Genomic DNA, 15,999 nt, shown 5'->3' on the forward strand with positions numbered 1-15,999 from the left:
GAATGAAGTGGGATATCGGGTAGTCATCGTCGGTGCGACTGGAAATGTTGGCCGCGAAATGATGGCAGTATTGGCTGAACGCGAGTTTCCGATTGAGGAAATCGCGGCAGTCGCCAGCTCGCGCAGCCACGGCAGCGAAGTCGAGTATGGTGAAACTGGTAAGATGCTCAAATGCAAGAACATTGAGCATTTTGATTGGGCAGGGTGGGATATTGCTCTGTTCGCTGCAGGCTCCGGCCCAGCCAGGGAATATGCGCCCAAAGCTGCAGCCGCTGGCTGCGTAGTGATCGACAACAGCTCGCTCTACCGGATGGACCCCGATGTGCCGTTGATCGTGCCAGAAGTGAACCCTGACGCGATTGACAGTTATTCAAAACGCAACATCATCGCCAACCCCAATTGCTCGACAGCGCAATTGGTGGTCGCTTTGAAACCGCTTCACGATGCGGCAACGATCAAGCGCGTGGTTGTTTCGACGTATCAATCTGTGTCTGGCTCGGGCAAAGGCGGAATGGACGAATTGTTCGAGCAAAGCCGCGCGATTTTTGTCGGAGATAAACCCGAACCGCGCACTTTCACCAAGCAGATCGCGTTCAATGTAATCCCGCATATCGATGTATTCCTCGACGATGGTTCGACCAAGGAAGAATGGAAGATGGTGGTCGAAACCAAGAAGATCCTCGACCCCAAGATCAAGCTAACTGCGACCTGCGTTCGTGTCCCGGTATTTGTCGGACATTCCGAAGCGATCCATATCGAATTCGAAAATGAAATCTCGGCCGAGCAAGCACAAGAAATCCTGCGCGAAGCCCCCGGTATAATGTTGATCGATAAGCGTGAAGATGGCGGCTACGTCACTCCCGTAGAGGCCGCTGGCGACAGTGCCACCTATGTGAGCCGCGTGCGCGAAGATCCGACGGTTGAGCATGGACTGATTATCTGGTGCGTATCGGATAATTTGCGCAAGGGTGCAGCGCTCAATGCGGTGCAGATCGCAGAATTGCTCGGGCGGCGACATCTGAAGAAGGGGTGAGGTTGATGAGGTGGCTATTGGCATTTTCTTGCTTGGCGTTACAGGCTTGTGATGCTCCGGGGGATCGGCCGGTAATGGCGCGTGATGATCCAACGGCCACTGTCATCGATGAAGAGACGTTGCTAGATTCGGAACCGGGCAATGGCCTTCCTCCCTTATTCCTCGATTGGGAGGGGGTGAGGGAAATCGACCCTTCGACTGGTGCGACGCAGCTCAGGCGCTTTGGCACGGAACGCGCATTTGTCGAGAAGTTGGCTGCAGACGCCTTAAAAGTGGATGGTAGTCGCAGCAGCAATGATGAATGCGGCGCCGGGCCGATGGAGTTTACATCTTTCGGGTCCGTGACACTCAACTTTCAGGATGGTAAATTCGTTGGCTGGTTTGCAGAAGGACGCGATGACCTAGGTACGATCAACGAAGTAAAAATTGGCGGGCCGCGCGCAGACGTCGAGAAAATAGACGGCTTTTCATTGTTAGAAGATAGCACATTGGGTGCAGAGTTTTCAATCGAGGGTGATGTCAGCGGCTTCTTCGAGGTTGATGCTAAGGGTTGGAACGTTGCCAGCCTCTTCGCCGGAACCAATTGCTTCTTCCGCTAGACTGCGCAATGTTCCTGCCATGACCTTACAAGCCCAGCTCTATTTCAGCTTCCGCTCGCCCTACAGCTATCTCGCGATTGGCCGCTACCGCGCACTTACCGAGATGTTCGATGTCGATATCGAGCTTAAGCCGGTTTATCCTCTAGCGATACGGCAGCCCGACTTCTTCGAGCGTAATCATCCCAATTGGCTCGGTTATACATTTCGTGACATGATCCGTGTGGCGCAATTCCACTCCATTCCCTTCGCCCCGCCAAAGCCCGATCCGATTGTACAGGATATGACCACGCGCAAGATTGCCGAGGATCAGCCGCACGTCTTTCGGCTCACGCGCCTCGGCCAAGCTGCTGCTCGTGAGGGCAAGGGGCTGGTCTTTGCCGATGAGGTCTCGCGCCTGATATGGGGCGGAACCGCAGGTTGGAACGAGGGCGACCATTTGAAGATCGCAGCGGAAAAAGCCGGACTCGATTGGGGCGCACTCTTAGAGAAAATAAGCGCCGAGCCTGACGAACTGGACGTAGAGATCGCGGCTAATCAAGATGCGCTGGAGGCATCCGGCCATTGGGGCGTACCGACGCTGGTATTCGATGGAGAGCCGTTCTTTGGCCAAGATCGCATCGAAATGGTCTTATGGCGGATGAATGAGAAGGGTATGACCGAGCGGTGAGTTCAGCGCATCACGAAATGATCGCTTCCTTTGATGGAACAAGTTTGGCTGTTCACAGGATGGGTAAGGGCAGGCCTGTTCTGATGCTCCACGGCCTGTTTTCCAATGCGGAGATAAACTGGATAAAATTCGGTCATGCGCAGAAGCTGGTGGATGCCGGGTTCGAGGTGATTATGCCCGATTTGCGTGCGCACGGGGCCAGCGATGCGCCACACGATGCCGCCGCCTATCCCGCCGATGTTTTGGCTCTGGACGCCGCGGCTGTGGTGGAAGCCTTGGGGCTGGCGGATTACGATCTGGTCGGGTTCTCGCTCGGTTCACGCACATCTGTTCGGGCGGTGATTTTAGGTCAAACCCCGCGCAAGCTGGTGCTGTCGGGAATGGGGCTGGAGGGGCTGGCAGGATGGAACCGTCGCTCCGCATTCTTCATCGACGCAATCGACCGGTTTGACGAGGTGAAGCGCGGCGACCCGGCTTTCATGGCCGTAAGCTTCATGAAAACGATGAAAGTTGACCGTGTTGCGGCGCGTCTGTTGCTGGAATCAATCGCTGATACTGATCAAACCGAATTGGCGGCGATCACCATGCCCACCATGGTTTTGTGCGGTGATAAAGACAATGATAACGGCTCGGCCACACGGTTGGCTGAGGCATTGCCGAACGCGCATTATGCGGAAATACCGGGAACGCATATGAGCTCGGTCACCGAAGGCGCGCTTGGTGACTCTCTGGTGCAGTTCTTGAAGGATTAGCCGATGACTTTACGCGGGTCATTCTTGGCCACCTGGATCTCCGGTGTGGTTGCTTTTGCGATTGTCTTGATCATGCATTTGCCGCTGGTGCTTACCGAAGTGCCCGGCGGAATTCTCGATCATCAAGCCGCGGCTACCGGAGCAGAAGTCACCCGCATTCAGGAAGCATGGATTGATGCTGGACTGAAAAATACTGCCGCCCGGGCGATGATGGGTGATCTTATGTTCATCACAATCTATGGTTTAGGCACCATCTTGGGCGGGCTGTATTTCCGCTCTGTTGGCAACGGAGTGTTGCGCCATTTAGCGATACTCATTCTGATCAGCGGAGCGGTGTTTATTGTCACGGATTTTGCCGAGACAATCACTCAATTCATGCAGCTTATGGCCAATATTGGCACGGATGAGCAAGCGCAATTAGCCTCCACTTTGCGCCCGATTAAAATGGTAGCTTGGATTGTGACGTTCGCCGGGATCTTGGCTGCGTTCGCCATTCGCCGGAAACAGAAAAACACTGGCTGATTAGCCAGTTGATTGGGCAGACCATTCGGTCCATTATTGCTTCATTTGAAACCGGCTTTAGAGACCGGCTCTTCTTGAGAGGATAGAAAACATGAAATTCGCCCCGATAGCCCTGAAATCCGCCGTATCTGCACTGGCGCTGACGCTGGCTGCTCCAGCCGTTGCTGACCATCATGCGCAAAGCGCTCCGATGGAAGAAGCCGATGGCTATGCGTTGTCTCCCGAAGGCGCTGCGAAATTTGTCGCTGACACCGAAGTTGAGATGCAAAAGCTGTGGGTGATCGGAGCGCAAGCCCAATGGGTGAACTCAACTTATATCACGCAAGACACGGATGCTCTGGCGGCTTATTTCGGTGCGATTGCGGCGGAAACCTCGGTCGCTAAGGCACTGACGGCGGCAAAGCTGGCGGATGTGGGCGGGCTAGACCCGGATGTTGCGCGCAAGCTCGATATTCTGCGCGTGGCGCTGACTTTGCCTGCGCCGACCACTTCGGGTGCGGCAGAAGAAGCCGCATCCCTCGCGACCTCGCTCAATTCCGCCTATGGCAAAGGCACGGGCACGCTGAACGGCGAAACGATTTCCGGTTCCGATATCGAAGCCGAAATGGGCAATCTTGAGCGTACACCTGAAGAATTGTCAGAAATGTGGGCCAGTTGGCACACCAATGTTGGCGCGCCGATGAAGGAAGAATATATCCGGCTCGCCGAGCTGACCAACGAAGGTGCTCGCGAGTTGGGATACGCCGATTTCGGCGCGATGCAGCGGTCAAAATACGATATGAGCGCGGATGAATTTGCGGCCGAGACTGAGCGCATGTGGCAGGAGGTGAAGCCGCTGTATATGGCGCTGCACACCTACGTCCGGACGAAGCTCAATCAAAAATACGGTGACGATGTTCAGCCTGCAACCGGCGCAATTCGCGCAGACCTGCTCGGCAATATGTGGGCGCAGGAATGGGGTAACATTTACCCGCTGGTCGCTCCCGCTGGTGCCGGTGACATCGGATATGATCTGACTTCGCTAATTACCGCAAAAGGTCTAAATGAAATTGAGATGGTCAAGGCAGGAGAGAATTTCTTCTCCTCGCTTGGCTTTAACGAACTGCCTGAGACATTTTACGAGCGGTCTATGTTTGTCAAACCGACCGACCGCCAAGTTGTTTGTCATGCCTCTGCATGGGATGTCGAAAACAGCGATGATCTGCGGATCAAAATGTGCATCAAGCCCAATGCCGATGATTTTGTGACAATCCACCATGAGCTTGGCCATAATTACTACCAGCGCGCCTATGGTATTCAGGACTTCCTCTATCGTGATAGCGCGAATGACGGTTTTCACGAGGCAATCGGTGATATGATCGCGCTTTCAATCACGCCGGAATATCTGGTTCAGATCGGCATGTTGGACCGTGATGATGTGCCTAGCGCGGATAAGGATATCGGCCTGCTGCTTCGTCAGGCGATGGATAAGGCGGCGTTTCTGCCATTCGGCCTGCTGATGGACCGCTATCGCTGGGGTATTTATGACGGATCGACCACTCCGGCGGAATACAACAGCGATTGGAACAAGCTGCGGCTCGAATATCAAGGCATAACTCCGCCGACCCCGCGCGATGCCGATGGCTTTGATCCGGGCGCGAAATATCACGTGCCGGGCAATGTATCTTACACCCGCTATTTCCTCGCGCGGTTGCTGCAATTCCAATTCTATAAGGCAGCCTGCGATCAGGCCGGATGGGAAGGGCCGCTGCACCGCTGTTCTTTCTATGGCAACGAAGAAGTCGGTAAGAACTTGAACGATATGCTCGCGATGGGTTCTAGCAAGCCTTGGCCCGATGCGCTCGAGGCCTTCACCGGCGAACGGCAAATGAGCGGCAAGGCGATGCTCGAATATTTCGCTCCGCTGAAAAAATGGCTCGACGAACAGAACAAGGGTCAAGAGAGCGGATGGTAAATTTTGGACGCGTTGTTGTTGAACCCGCTGCATGGTTTTGCAGCGGGGACTGGCGGTTATCCGCTTATCCTTCCACGAGCCCTGCGTGAGTAAACCCAAAGCGAAGCTGCAAACTACCGGATGGCGCGAAGTGGTAAGTTTGCCCGAACTCGGCATCTTGGGCATTCCCGCTAAGATCGACACTGGCGCGCGGACATCCTCGCTTCACGCGGTAAACATTGAATTGTTTGACCGCGATGGCGAGGAAGTGGCCCGGTTCGACCTCGACTTTGGAGCTGATAAAGCCTATCGCCACTGTGAAGCAATTCGCGTGGCGCACCGCACCATCACCAGCTCGAACGGTTCGGCAGAGGAGCGCCTGATCGTCAAGACTATGCTGTCGATGGGCGGTACCGATTTTCGCGCAGAATTCAGTCTTACCGACAGGTCAGACATGGTGTTTCCGATGCTGGTCGGGCGCACTGCACTCAAAAACAGGTTTCTCGTCAATCCGGGGCGATCCTACCTTATTTCGGACCGGAATGACGCCAAGGAAGAATTTCTATGAAACTCGCCATGCTTGCACGTAACCCGAACCTTTATTCGCACAAACGTTTGGTGGAGGCAGCGGAAAAGCGTGGCCATACGCTCGATATCCTCAACACAACCCGTTGCACTGTGAACATTGCGAGCCACCGGCCAACAGTAATGTATCGCGGGGAGACATTGGGCAAATATGATGCCGTAATTCCGCGTATCGGCGCCTCGATAACCAACTATGGCCTAGCTGTACTGCGCCAGTTTGAAATGGGTGGCGTGTGGCCGCTGAATGAAAGCGTTGCCATTGGCCGGAGCCGGGACAAGCTGCGTTCGACCCAGATTATGGCGAAATACGGCCTTGGCTTGCCGCTGACCGCATATGCCAATGATCCCAAGCAGGCAGAGCAAATCATAAAGGCGGTTAATGGGCCGCCAGTGGTGATCAAACTGCTCGAGGGGACGCAGGGAATCGGTGTGGTGTTGGCCGAAACGCTGAAGGGCGGGGCTTCGATTATCGAGGCATTCCGCGGTGCCAATGTTGCCATCATGGTGCAGGAATTCATCAAGGAAGCAGGCGGATCAGACATTCGCTGTTTGGTCGTCGGCGGCAAAGTTGTCGCGGCGATGAAACGCCAAGGTGCCGAAGGCGAATTCCGCAGCAACCTGCACCGCGGCGGCAGCGCGCAATTGATCAAAATCACACCCGAAGAACGCTCGACAGCGGTGCGCGCGGCAAAGGCAATGGGCCTGAATGTCTGCGGCGTCGATCTGCTGCGTAGCAATCATGGGCCGGTGATTATGGAAGTGAACTCGTCCCCGGGCCTCGAAGGTATCGAGAACGCCACCGGCAAGGATATCGCGGGCATGATTATCGAATTTATCGAGAACCATGCGGCAAAGGGGAATACCAAGACCAAGGGTGCTGGTTAAGGCAGTCAGCCCATATCAGTCGAATTTGCTGGCCGCGAGTCTACAACTCGCGGCCAGCAAATTGCATCGCCCACTAGCTTATTCGCCGTACCATTGGCCGGTGCCACGAGACTTGGTCTCGGAATACCATTCCATAGTCAGGCCGCCGGTTCGTCCTTTCGTTTCCCCTGTCTTACCTTGGATTGAGCCAACGCAGCCAAGCGCTGCGTCTGGCCCGCGCTCACCAATAAAGTTGCAACCATATATAAGCGAAGCCGAGGCTCCAGCTTCCGTTGTGGTGCAAGCGAGGTGAATATCAAAGATTTCCCCGTCAGGTTGGTCCATTCCAACACAGCGGACGCTACCGGTTGACGTTGTACCATCGGAAACTGATGAAACGTAAGTTCCGTCGACCACGCCACCACCATATTGTGTCCCGCCTGGGCGATCCATCCCGCCGACGGTTTCAACCGGTTCCCAAGTAACGTCGTAAGTAAAGCTCTGCCCAAAAGCAGTGCCACCAAATAACATCGATGCCGCTACGGCGGCTCCTATCGCAAATTTTTTCATGAATTTAGTTTCCCCATTTAAGTTACTAACGGCTCTCTTTATTGCAGAGAGGGTCAGTCAAAATGCGGCCCTGCCATGGGGAATAGCATTATTTTTACATTTAGGCAAAAAGGTGCGGGTGCGCAATTCGAGACAGAAGTGAGGGTTCTTTCTGTCATAGCGATCAGCCAGCTTTCGGCTTTGACTGAAAACGAAGCGACAGAGGTCGTCTAAATATCACCTAAACGGCGGCTCGTTGAACGCCCGCAGCTTCCGTGAATGCAGACGGTTGCCTTCTTCTCGCAGTAAGTTGCACGCTGTTACGCCGATCATCAAGTGAGCCGCGATGGCTTCCTCATAGAACTTATTGGCTTGGCCGGGCATCTTGATCTCGCCATGGAGTGGCTTGTCGCTGACGCATAGGAGCGTGCCGTAGGGCACGCGGAAGCGGTATCCTTGTGCGGCGATGGTGGCGCTTTCCATGTCAATCCCGACCGCGCGGCTAAGCGACAGGCGTTTCGCGCTGGCGGTGTAGCGAAGTTCCCAATTGCGGTCATCGGTGGTGACGATGGTTCCAGTGCGCATCCGCTTTTTCAGGTCCGCGCCATGTTCGCCGCTGACCTGCTCGGCCGCTCCGGCCAGCGCCTGCTGAACTTCGGCGATTGCTGGCAAAGGAATTTCAGGGGGCAACACATGGTCGAGCACATGGTCGTCACGCAGATAGGCGTGGGCCAGCACGTAATCGCCGATTTTCTGCGTCGGGCGCAATCCGCCGCAATGGCCGATCATCAACCATGCTTCGGGGCGCAAAACCGCCAAGTGGTCGCATATTGTTTTTGCATTGGACGGGCCGACACCGATATTGACCAGCGTAATGCCGCAGCGGCCTTCACCGATGAGATGATAGGCTGGCATCTGGTGCTTGCGCCACGCAGTATCGGATAGTTGACTGCTGGCGTTTTCGGTCGCTTCTTCGAGATAAAGTCCGCCTGCGCCAGCAAGTGCGGTATAGCCATTCTGCCCCACTTGCTCGCCGGCCCAATCAACGAATTCATCAACATAGCGGTGATAGTTAGTGAACAGGATGAAGCGTTGGAAGTGCTTCGTATCGGTGCCGGTATAATGGGCCAAACGGGCGAGCGAAAAATCGGTACGCAATCCGTCGAACAGTGAAAGCGGGATGCTCTCGCCAGTATCGTCAATCTCGATTCCATCGGCAAGCTCGTCACCAATATCGGCCAATTCGGTTGACGGAAAATGCAGCGCGATTTCCTGCGGGCTTATGCCAGCAAGTTCAGCTGCAGTCTCTCCGTCGAGCACATAGGGGAAAGGCATTTCTTGTGTGGAAAGCCGCGCTTCCAATTCAATATCGTAATCGCTGCCGATCAATTCGAGCTGTTCGCGCAGGTAATCGGCAAACATCGCCGGGCGTGTAACAGTGGTGGCATAGACACCGGGACCATTCAGGCGGCCAAAGGCTCGGCTGCGGTCTTCCGGCTGATGTCCACCCATGAACCGCATGATCAATTCGGGGTAGGCATAGCTACCATCGCTGCGGCGCGTTTTTGAAGGAAGCGAGCCATCGCGGGCGAAGGCTATCACGTCGGCCCGAAGGCGTTCGACGGAGGAATTGTACAGGCGATCCAATTCGCCGATTATCATTTCTACAGTTTTCATCTTTAGCTGATAGCGCCTTATTTCTTACATTTCAAAGTCAGCCCACAATTTGCTTCAGCTGTTACAAAAAAGGCGCGGGTCCCGAAGGAGCCGCGCCTCTTTGAGTTAGTGGTGAAGCAATCAGCCTTCAGCGGTATCTTCCGCGTCATCTGAATCTTCGTCAGCTTCGCCGTCTTCCAGCATGTCAGCAGGGATTTCACCTGGCTCAAGCGATGCATCGACTTTTTCAGTGAAGCCAGTCTTTTCAGCCTGTTCTTCTTCGAAGATTGCCGCGAGAACATCGACACCTTCGCGTTGCAATTCAGCTTCGTCGTCCGAACGGGCGACGTTGGCTTTGACTGTAACGTCAACTTCAGCGTGCAGACGCACGAGAACGTCGAACATGCCGATAGTCTTGATCGGGTGACCAAGGATGACTTGCTTCTTGGTCACTTCGTGGCCTTGAGCAGTCAAACCGTCGACGATGTCGCGCACAGTAACCGAACCATACAGCTGGCCCGAGTTGGACGATGCACGGATCAGAACGACTTCTGCGCCAGCAACTTTTTCACCGGTCGTTGCAGCTTCTGCTGCTTTCTCGGCGTTTTCTTTTTCAAGGCGTTCACGGTTGGCTTCGAAGACAGCCTTGTTTGCCGCATTGGCGCGCAGGGCTTTCTTGTTTGGCAACAGGAAATTACGGGCATAGCCGTCTTTTACTGTAACCACGTCACCAATGGTGCCGAGCTTCTCGATACGTTCGAGGAGAATGATATCCATGTGTCTTCTCCCTTACTTAACGAGGTATGGCAGCAAGCCGATTTGGCGTGCGCGCTTGATCGCCTTGGACAGCTCGCGCTGTTTTTTGGCGGATACGGCGGTGATGCGGCTAGGGACGATTTTCCCGCGCTCGGACATGAAGCCCTGCAGCAGACGTACGTCTTTATAGTCGATCTTTGGAGCGCCCTTACCCGAGAACGGGCAAGATTTCCGGCGGCGGAAGAAAGGACGTGCCATTAGTTGCGCTCCTCACGGTCGGAACGCTTTTTGCGCTCACGGTCATTTTTACGCATCATTACCGATGGGCCATCTTCTGGCTCATCCATACGGATCGTCATATAACGGATCACGTCTTCGTTGATGCGGGTCTGGCGTTCGAGTTCTGCAACAACGGAGCCAGGGCCCTCGATGTTGAGCAGAACGAAATGAGCCTTGCGATTGCGTTCAATCTTGTAAGCAAGATTCTTCAGGCCCCAAGTTTCAGTCTTGGTGACTTTGCCGTCATTCGCTTCGATAATTTCTGTGGCTGATGCAGCCAGCGCGTCAACCTGAGCTTGGCTCAAATCCTGACGGGCGAGAAAGACATGCTCGTAATGAGCCATCTTCGCTTCCTTCACATTGTAATGCCGATCGCTGGCTGATCCGCGGGATTGCGGGGCCCCTCCGACTTTCTTCGTTTCACTATCGTGTTGATAGCGAAGGCGGGCCAATAGCGGGTTTGCGGCAAAAGGCAAGCAATGATGCGATGTCGGACCTGAACGTTGATCCCAATAAGAGCAGATGGATCAGAGTGGCTGACTTTCCCGAAAATGGTTAATGAAATCAGACCTAAATGTCCGTTCAATACAATATGTATTTTCCCGAATCAGGCAGATAACAATTGTTGAACTTTTTCAACATTGGGAATTTTGGAAAATGGCATACAAAATCATCGCATTGGATGGTGGCGGTATTCGCGGACTGATTTCGGCTGCTTTGCTCAGTAAGCTGGATGGTCATTGCGGGCTGGTCAAAAAAACGGACCTGTTTGCGGGCACTGCCAGCGGTTCGTTGCTTGCCCTAGCTTTGGCGCATGGGATTAACGTTGGCCATGTCATTTCGCTTTTCGAACAAAAGGGCGAACATATTTTTGACCCCGCGGCGATGGATTTTAATTGCTCTACACCTTTTACTTTTGAGCAGATAACCGCGCTGAATAATTCATCGACAAACGGTGTAAATTCAAACGGGGAAACGATCAAATCGATCTTCCAGGCAAAATTTCGCGCCGACAATCTCAAGGATGAGCTTGGCCGCTTGTTCGGCGCATCGAGGTTGAACGAATTGCCGCGATCGGGGCCGCAAGTCATGGTCGAAGCGATGCAGCTTTGGTCCGCAGAAGAAGGGCGCTGGTCTCCCGCCTCAATCGGCAGCGGCAGAAACGATCCTTTCGCGGCAATGCTCGCCATGGATGCAGCCCTGTGCTCCAGCGCGACCCCAACTCTGTTCCCACCGCATAAGCCGGAGGAACCGGCTGGTGAAAATTGGGGCTATTTCGCGAGCGGAAATGTGCATGCGAACAATCCCTCGGTTTCCGCAGCCAATTACGCAGCCAAGCATTTCGGCGCGGAAATGAGCGAGATCCGGGTCCTGTCGCTGGGGGCAGGGAGGGTGCACGCTGGCATCCCGCCACAAGATATCGGCCGGGCGGAATGCTGGGGCGCTTGGCAATGGATGCGGCCCTATCCCAAACATGGCGGGACAGTGCCAGCAGCGCCATTGTTGGAAACAGCAATTGATGCATCTTCACTAATGTGTGAGCAATTTGCCAAGGTACTTTTGGGCGATCGCTATATCCGTGCGAATGTGGAATTGGATGCCCCTTGGGCTCCGAATGATTGGGCCAAAACCGATGCGCTTCAAGGCGCTGTTGAAGAATTCGCCAAGACGGACTGCGGGAAATCCTTGTTCGATTTAGTCGCGGAACATTGGGAGTTGGAAGACAATTTGGCGCTGCCTGCCAAAAGCGCGCTGTCTAACAAGAACAGAAATTGGTTCTCCACGCTCTTTAGCTGAAATGCATCATCTGCTCTCTCGCCAATTCGCGAATTGCAGCCTAAGCCCCTCTGCGTGAATTGAAATTAAGCGGAGAATGCTGACGTGCCAGGTGGTTTGGTTGCCCTGTTAGACGACATTTCGATTATCGCCCGCACTGCGGCCGCTTCTATTGATGACATTGGGGTGGCGGCCAGCAAGGCCGGAACCAAAGCGGCGGGTGTTGTGATCGACGACGCCGCGGTAACTCCGTCCTACGTCACCGGCCTAAGTCCCGCACGCGAATTGCCGATTATCTGGAGCATCACGAAGGGAAGCTTCAAAAACAAGCTGCTTATATTACTGCCAGGTGCTTTGATACTCAGCGAATTTCTGCCCTCGGCGATCATATTTATACTGATGCTTGGTGGGTGTTACCTGTCCTACGAAGGTGCGGAAAAAGTCATCGAGAAACTTGGCGGCGAGAAGCATGGTGAAACTTTGGAGGACCCGATCGAGGATCCTGTCGCCTTTGAAAAAGGGCGGGTTTCGGGTGCGATCCGAACAGACCTTATTTTGTCTGCAGAGATTATGGCGATCACTTTGAACGAGGTCGCAGCGGAAGATTTGTTCGTGAGGGCAGGGGTTTTGGCCGTTGTCGGATTGCTAATCACCATAGTCGTCTATGGGGCCGTGGCGTTGATTGTGAAAATGGACGATGTAGGTCTTCATTTGGCCCAGCGCAGTTCAGTTGCCGCTCAAAAAATCGGTAAATTTCTGCTTGCTGCTATGCCGAAATTGCTCGTTGCGTTGTCGTTCATTGGTACTATCGCGATGCTCTGGGTCGGCGGCGGGATCTTGATCCATGGCCTGCACGAAATCGGGCTCCATAATTTGTCCGACTTTAGCCATGGTTTGCAGCACGGTGTGGAGGAATTGACTGGCGGATTGGGCGGTATTCTCGGCTGGCTAACCTATGCGATAATTTCAGCCATTGTGGGCTTGATAGCGGGCGGGGTGATTGTCTTCATCCTGCATAAAGTATTTAAACTGGGACATGAGACCGGAGCGCATGGGTAGCCCGAATGGCTAGGCCGATCCTTTATACGTGCGCGGGATCACGTGGATTGCGCGCCACTTGGGCCGCGCATGAGGCGGATGTCGAACTTGATTTGCGAATGCTGCCGTTCCCGCCGCGCTATCAGGCTCCGGACTATCTTGAAATAAACCCGCTCGGCACAGTTCCCATGTTGGTACATGGCGACAGTCAAATGACCGAAAGCTGTGCCATTGCACATTACCTGGCGGTAATTGGCGCGAACAGCGATCTGGTGGTCGACCCCAGCGCGACGGATTACGCCGAGTATTTGGACTTCACTTACCACGCCGATGCCACGATCACTTTTCCGCAGACTGTCTATTTGCGCTTTGCCAAATTCGAAGCCGACAAGGGTTGGGAAGATGCTGGTCACGCCTATGCCAAATGGTTCGGCAAGCGTTTGCTTAAAGCCGAACAGAGATTAATTGACCGCGAGTATTTGTGCGAGGACCGCTTTACCGTTGCAGATATATGCGTCGGATATGCGCTCTATCTGGCGCAGCGGATCGGCTTGGAGGAATATGTTCCGCCGCGTTTGGCTGATTACCGCGAGATGCTGACTACACGTGATGGATTTAAGGCGGCGCTTGCGGCGGAACAGGCGGGGGCAGAGGCAGGCGGCTTTGGTAGGGCCATTTAACTAGAGCTGTTCGAGCAGCTCGCTTGCAAATTGAGTAAGTGTATCATCCCTCGCGCCCATTACCACAATCCGGTCGCCGGGCTTGGCTATGGACGCGATTAGCTTGCCGCAATCTTCGCGAGAAGCGACATGGTCGGCAAGGCGGCCTGCCTCTTCGATGAGCTCCACGATCCGCTCGCTGCCGACGCTGCGATCAACGGTACCGCCGTAATACACGGGGTCGCAAATTATCGTGACATCATTCGGCCCGAGCTCATGCGCGAATGTCTCTGCCAATTCATGCCCCATCTGTTTGAGTGGCCCGTAGCCATGAGGCTGGAAGAACGCGATGACGCGGCCAGGATGAGTCTTTAACGTGCGCAAGGTGGCCGCGCACTTTTCCGGATTGTGACCAAAATCGTCGATCACCGTGATGCCACTGTCACTGGTGCCAATGATGTTGAAACGGCGTGCCAATCCCTCAAAGCTGGCAAGAGCGGCAACGGCCTTGCCAACCGGCACTCCGGCAGCAACTGCACCGGCAATTGCTGCCAGCGCATTGGACAGATTATGCCTGCCCGGCAAGTTGAGGATAAGCGGATATTCCGTTCCGTCATGCCGGTCGATTATGGTGGCGGCCTGCCGAACGGGACCGTCAGCTATGCTTCCTGTGACAACGCCGATTTGAGCTTTTTCCTGATCAATACCGAAGGTCAGCGCCTGCTTTGCGCGCGGCAGCAATGCGAGCGCCTCCGCATTATCTGCGTTGATGACCGCAACCCCGCTGCGAGCGAGAAAGTCGCCGAATAATGCGCGCAATTCTTCCATGCTTTTGTGGTCGAGACTCACATTAAGCAGCACTCCAACGGCAGGGCGATAGAGCGCTATGGACCCGTCGCTTTCATCGACTTCGCTGACAAATGCACCCGGTTTTCCGATGATCGCGCTGGCAAAGGGACGCTCCTCGCTCACGAAATTCTTCATGACCGCGCCGTTCATTACGGTCGGATCGCTACCATTGGCGTGGAGTATCCAGCCAAGCATACCCGTTACAGTCGACTTGCCGCTTGTTCCGGCAATGCCAATTCCTGCGCCAGATGTGTTGAACAACACCGACAGCAACTCGGCCCGTGTCATGCGCAGGCAGCCAAGTTCTTTCGCTCGCACAACCTCTGGGATAGTGTCCTCCACTGCAGCGGAGGCGACCAGAATCTGATCCGCTGCTACCATGCCGCTGCCATCTTGCGGAAACAGCGAAAACCCCTGTTTTTCCAGTGCTGCGAATTTCTCCGGCGTACGGCCTTGATCGTTGCTGCGATCGGACCCTGCTATAGTCGCGCCGCGCCCTTTGAGTATTTGCGCCAAGGGCAACATGCCTGATCCGCCAATACCGCAGAAGAAGAATGGGCGCTCTAGCAGCTCGTCATAAGTGGGGAATTCATCCATGCGCGGTGCGGTATGCAGTTGTGCGCTTGCTTGCAAGATGGCTAAGTGCGGCAATGAGTAAGATCGATGGATAAAGCTGTGACACGAATTGCCATCTGCGCGCCGGGAAAACGGCTCGAGCGCGAGGATGCTGATGCGGTTCTCGATTTGGTGGCCAATGACCCATCGATTGAGCTGCAATTCCACAAACAATGCTTCGCGCGGCACGGGCATTTCGCGGGCGATGATGCAATGCGGCTGTCTGCGTTTCTTGATTGTGCAAACGACCCTCAAGTCGATGCGGTGTGGTTTGCGAAGGGTGGTTACGGAGCAAACAGGATTGCTGCCGATGCCTTGCCGCAATTGAACAAAGCGGCGCGGGACAAGACATATCTTGGCTATTCGGACACAGGCTTCTTATTGGCTGCATTGTACCGGTCCGGAATTGGCAAACAGGTGCATGGCCCAATGGTGGGGGACATCAGCCGTGACGGCGGGGCGGCAGCGGTTTTGCGCAGTCTCAGCTGGCTGACGGGCGATTGCTGTGGTCTGGAACCGAACGCAGGAAGGGAAGCCGCTGCGGCCTTCAATCTGACCACTTTGGCGATGCTGGCCGGGACCGATTTAATGCCCGATTTAACCGACCATATTGTGATGGTGGAGGAGGTTTCCGAACACCTCTACTCGGTTGACCGGTTGTTTTTCCACATCAGCCAGCACTTGCGCGGAATTGCGGGTCTGCGCTTGGGGCGCATTTCCGATGTACCAGAGAATGACCGGCCATTCGGCTCAAGCCCAGAAGATATTGCCAGATATTGGTGTGGCAGGGCGAGTATTCCCTATCTTGGGTTTGCCGACATCGGTCATGACAGTTCCAACCTAATCGTGCCATTCGGGGTTGCCTGA

General features: G+C 54.7%; 18 protein-coding genes. 12 read left to right on the plus strand and 6 right to left on the minus strand.

The features are described from left to right. Nucleotides 1–7 precede the first annotated feature (7 nt). The 8 genes from GRI36_RS07710 (at nt 8) to rimK (ending at nt 6,976) form a co-directional block, all read left to right on the plus strand. Nucleotides 8–1,033 carry an aspartate-semialdehyde dehydrogenase gene (locus tag GRI36_RS07710; protein WP_160599127.1) on the plus strand — a complete coding sequence of 342 codons (1,026 nt, stop codon included), beginning with the start codon at nt 8–10 and terminating at the stop codon, nt 1,031–1,033. 5 nt (nt 1,034–1,038) lie between these two features. After that, nucleotides 1,039–1,632, plus strand: a complete 594-nt coding sequence (locus GRI36_RS07715; protein ID WP_160597930.1) for a hypothetical protein — start codon at nt 1,039–1,041, stop codon at nt 1,630–1,632. Between the two features lie 19 nt (nt 1,633–1,651). Continuing rightward, nucleotides 1,652–2,299: a 2-hydroxychromene-2-carboxylate isomerase gene (locus GRI36_RS07720; protein WP_160597931.1), complete on the plus strand. Its 648-nt coding sequence runs from the start codon at nt 1,652–1,654 to the stop codon at nt 2,297–2,299. 17 nt (nt 2,300–2,316) lie between these two features. Further along, nucleotides 2,317–3,051 carry an alpha/beta fold hydrolase gene (locus GRI36_RS07725; protein ID WP_160597932.1) on the plus strand — a complete coding sequence of 245 codons (735 nt, stop codon included), beginning with the start codon at nt 2,317–2,319 and terminating at the stop codon, nt 3,049–3,051. 3 nt (nt 3,052–3,054) lie between these two features. After that, nucleotides 3,055–3,573, plus strand: a complete 519-nt coding sequence (locus tag GRI36_RS07730; protein ID WP_160597933.1) for a hypothetical protein — start codon at nt 3,055–3,057, stop codon at nt 3,571–3,573. Nucleotides 3,574–3,664: 91 nt separating this feature from the next. Continuing rightward, nucleotides 3,665–5,527 (plus strand): M2 family metallopeptidase, encoded by a 1,863-nt coding sequence (locus GRI36_RS07735; RefSeq protein WP_160597934.1) that lies wholly within the window; start codon nt 3,665–3,667, stop codon nt 5,525–5,527. 85 nt (nt 5,528–5,612) lie between these two features. Continuing rightward, complete coding sequence (locus GRI36_RS07740) at nt 5,613–6,074, plus strand: ATP-dependent zinc protease family protein (protein ID WP_328598362.1); 462 nt, start codon at nt 5,613–5,615, stop codon at nt 6,072–6,074. Then, the gene (gene rimK, locus GRI36_RS07745) at nt 6,071–6,976 is read left to right on the plus strand and encodes a 30S ribosomal protein S6--L-glutamate ligase (protein ID WP_160597936.1); all 906 of its coding nucleotides are present in this window, start codon (nt 6,071–6,073) and stop codon (nt 6,974–6,976) included. The genes GRI36_RS07740 and rimK overlap by 4 nt, the downstream gene beginning before the upstream one ends. Before the next feature lie 78 nt (nt 6,977–7,054). Here the strand turns inward: rimK and GRI36_RS07750 are convergent, their stop codons facing one another. The 5 genes from GRI36_RS07750 to rpsF all read right to left on the minus strand — a co-directional run bounded on the left by GRI36_RS07750 (nt 7,055) and on the right by rpsF (nt 10,539). Continuing rightward, nucleotides 7,055–7,525, minus strand: a complete 471-nt coding sequence (locus GRI36_RS07750) for a hypothetical protein (protein WP_160597937.1) — start codon at nt 7,523–7,525, stop codon at nt 7,055–7,057. Between the two features lie 216 nt (nt 7,526–7,741). Then, nucleotides 7,742–9,181, minus strand: a complete 1,440-nt coding sequence (locus tag GRI36_RS07755; protein ID WP_160597938.1) for an AMP nucleosidase — start codon at nt 9,179–9,181, stop codon at nt 7,742–7,744. 120 nt (nt 9,182–9,301) lie between these two features. Further along, complete coding sequence (rplI, locus tag GRI36_RS07760) at nt 9,302–9,937, minus strand: 50S ribosomal protein L9 (protein ID WP_160597939.1); 636 nt, start codon at nt 9,935–9,937, stop codon at nt 9,302–9,304. A 12-nt stretch (nt 9,938–9,949) separates the two neighbouring features. Then, nucleotides 9,950–10,174 carry a 30S ribosomal protein S18 gene (gene rpsR / locus GRI36_RS07765; protein WP_160597940.1) on the minus strand — a complete coding sequence of 75 codons (225 nt, stop codon included), beginning with the start codon at nt 10,172–10,174 and terminating at the stop codon, nt 9,950–9,952. Further along, entirely contained in the window at nt 10,174–10,539 is a 366-nt protein-coding gene (gene rpsF, locus GRI36_RS07770; protein ID WP_160597941.1) for a 30S ribosomal protein S6, read from the minus strand. Before rpsF ends, rpsR begins: the two co-directional genes overlap by 1 nt. A gap of 313 nt (nt 10,540–10,852) precedes the next feature. Between rpsF and GRI36_RS07775 the strand changes: the two genes are divergently transcribed. The 3 genes from GRI36_RS07775 to GRI36_RS07785 all read left to right on the plus strand — a co-directional run bounded on the left by GRI36_RS07775 (nt 10,853) and on the right by GRI36_RS07785 (nt 13,689). Beyond that, the gene (locus tag GRI36_RS07775) at nt 10,853–11,992 is read left to right on the plus strand and encodes a patatin-like phospholipase family protein (RefSeq protein WP_160597942.1); all 1,140 of its coding nucleotides are present in this window, start codon (nt 10,853–10,855) and stop codon (nt 11,990–11,992) included. A gap of 84 nt (nt 11,993–12,076) precedes the next feature. Continuing rightward, a complete protein-coding gene (locus GRI36_RS07780) occupies nt 12,077–13,030 on the plus strand; it encodes a DUF808 domain-containing protein (protein WP_160597943.1) in 954 nt (317 codons plus the stop codon). Between the two features lie 5 nt (nt 13,031–13,035). After that, nucleotides 13,036–13,689, plus strand: coding sequence for a glutathione S-transferase family protein (locus GRI36_RS07785; RefSeq protein WP_160597944.1), 654 nt, complete (start codon nt 13,036–13,038; stop codon nt 13,687–13,689). Here GRI36_RS07785 and GRI36_RS07790 read toward each other — a convergent pair whose 3' ends face one another. After that, a complete protein-coding gene (locus GRI36_RS07790; protein WP_160597945.1) occupies nt 13,690–15,114 on the minus strand; it encodes a glutamate ligase domain-containing protein in 1,425 nt (474 codons plus the stop codon). A gap of 78 nt (nt 15,115–15,192) precedes the next feature. On the opposite strand from GRI36_RS07790, the gene GRI36_RS07795 reads away from it, so the two are divergent. Further along, nucleotides 15,193–15,999: an LD-carboxypeptidase gene (locus tag GRI36_RS07795; RefSeq protein ID WP_328598363.1), complete on the plus strand. Its 807-nt coding sequence runs from the start codon at nt 15,193–15,195 to the stop codon at nt 15,997–15,999.

Origin of the sequence: Pontixanthobacter gangjinensis (assembly GCF_009827545.1) — a bacterium.
GTDB classification, from domain to species: Bacteria; Pseudomonadota; Alphaproteobacteria; order Sphingomonadales; family Sphingomonadaceae; genus Pontixanthobacter; species Pontixanthobacter gangjinensis.

Coding starts and splice junctions, on each gene's coding strand:
- GRI36_RS07715 (WP_160597930.1), top strand. CDS start 1,039: ATGAGGTGGCTATTGGCATTTTCTTGCTTGGCGTTACAGGCTTGTGAT.
- rpsR (WP_160597940.1), bottom strand. CDS start 10,174: ATGGCACGTCCTTTCTTCCGCCGCCGGAAATCTTGCCCGTTCTCGGGT.
- GRI36_RS07725 (WP_160597932.1), top strand. CDS start 2,317: ATGATCGCTTCCTTTGATGGAACAAGTTTGGCTGTTCACAGGATGGGT.
- GRI36_RS07735 (WP_160597934.1), top strand. CDS start 3,665: ATGAAATTCGCCCCGATAGCCCTGAAATCCGCCGTATCTGCACTGGCG.
- rpsF (WP_160597941.1), bottom strand. CDS start 10,539: ATGGCTCATTACGAGCATGTCTTTCTCGCCCGTCAGGATTTGAGCCAA.
- GRI36_RS07720 (WP_160597931.1), top strand. CDS start 1,652: ATGACCTTACAAGCCCAGCTCTATTTCAGCTTCCGCTCGCCCTACAGC.
- GRI36_RS07775 (WP_160597942.1), top strand. CDS start 10,853: ATGGCATACAAAATCATCGCATTGGATGGTGGCGGTATTCGCGGACTG.
- rimK (WP_160597936.1), top strand. CDS start 6,071: ATGAAACTCGCCATGCTTGCACGTAACCCGAACCTTTATTCGCACAAA.
- GRI36_RS07750 (WP_160597937.1), bottom strand. CDS start 7,525: ATGAAAAAATTTGCGATAGGAGCCGCCGTAGCGGCATCGATGTTATTT.
- GRI36_RS07755 (WP_160597938.1), bottom strand. CDS start 9,181: ATGAAAACTGTAGAAATGATAATCGGCGAATTGGATCGCCTGTACAAT.
- GRI36_RS07790 (WP_160597945.1), bottom strand. CDS start 15,114: ATGGATGAATTCCCCACTTATGACGAGCTGCTAGAGCGCCCATTCTTC.
- rplI (WP_160597939.1), bottom strand. CDS start 9,937: ATGGATATCATTCTCCTCGAACGTATCGAGAAGCTCGGCACCATTGGT.
- GRI36_RS07730 (WP_160597933.1), top strand. CDS start 3,055: ATGACTTTACGCGGGTCATTCTTGGCCACCTGGATCTCCGGTGTGGTT.
- GRI36_RS07785 (WP_160597944.1), top strand. CDS start 13,036: ATGGCTAGGCCGATCCTTTATACGTGCGCGGGATCACGTGGATTGCGC.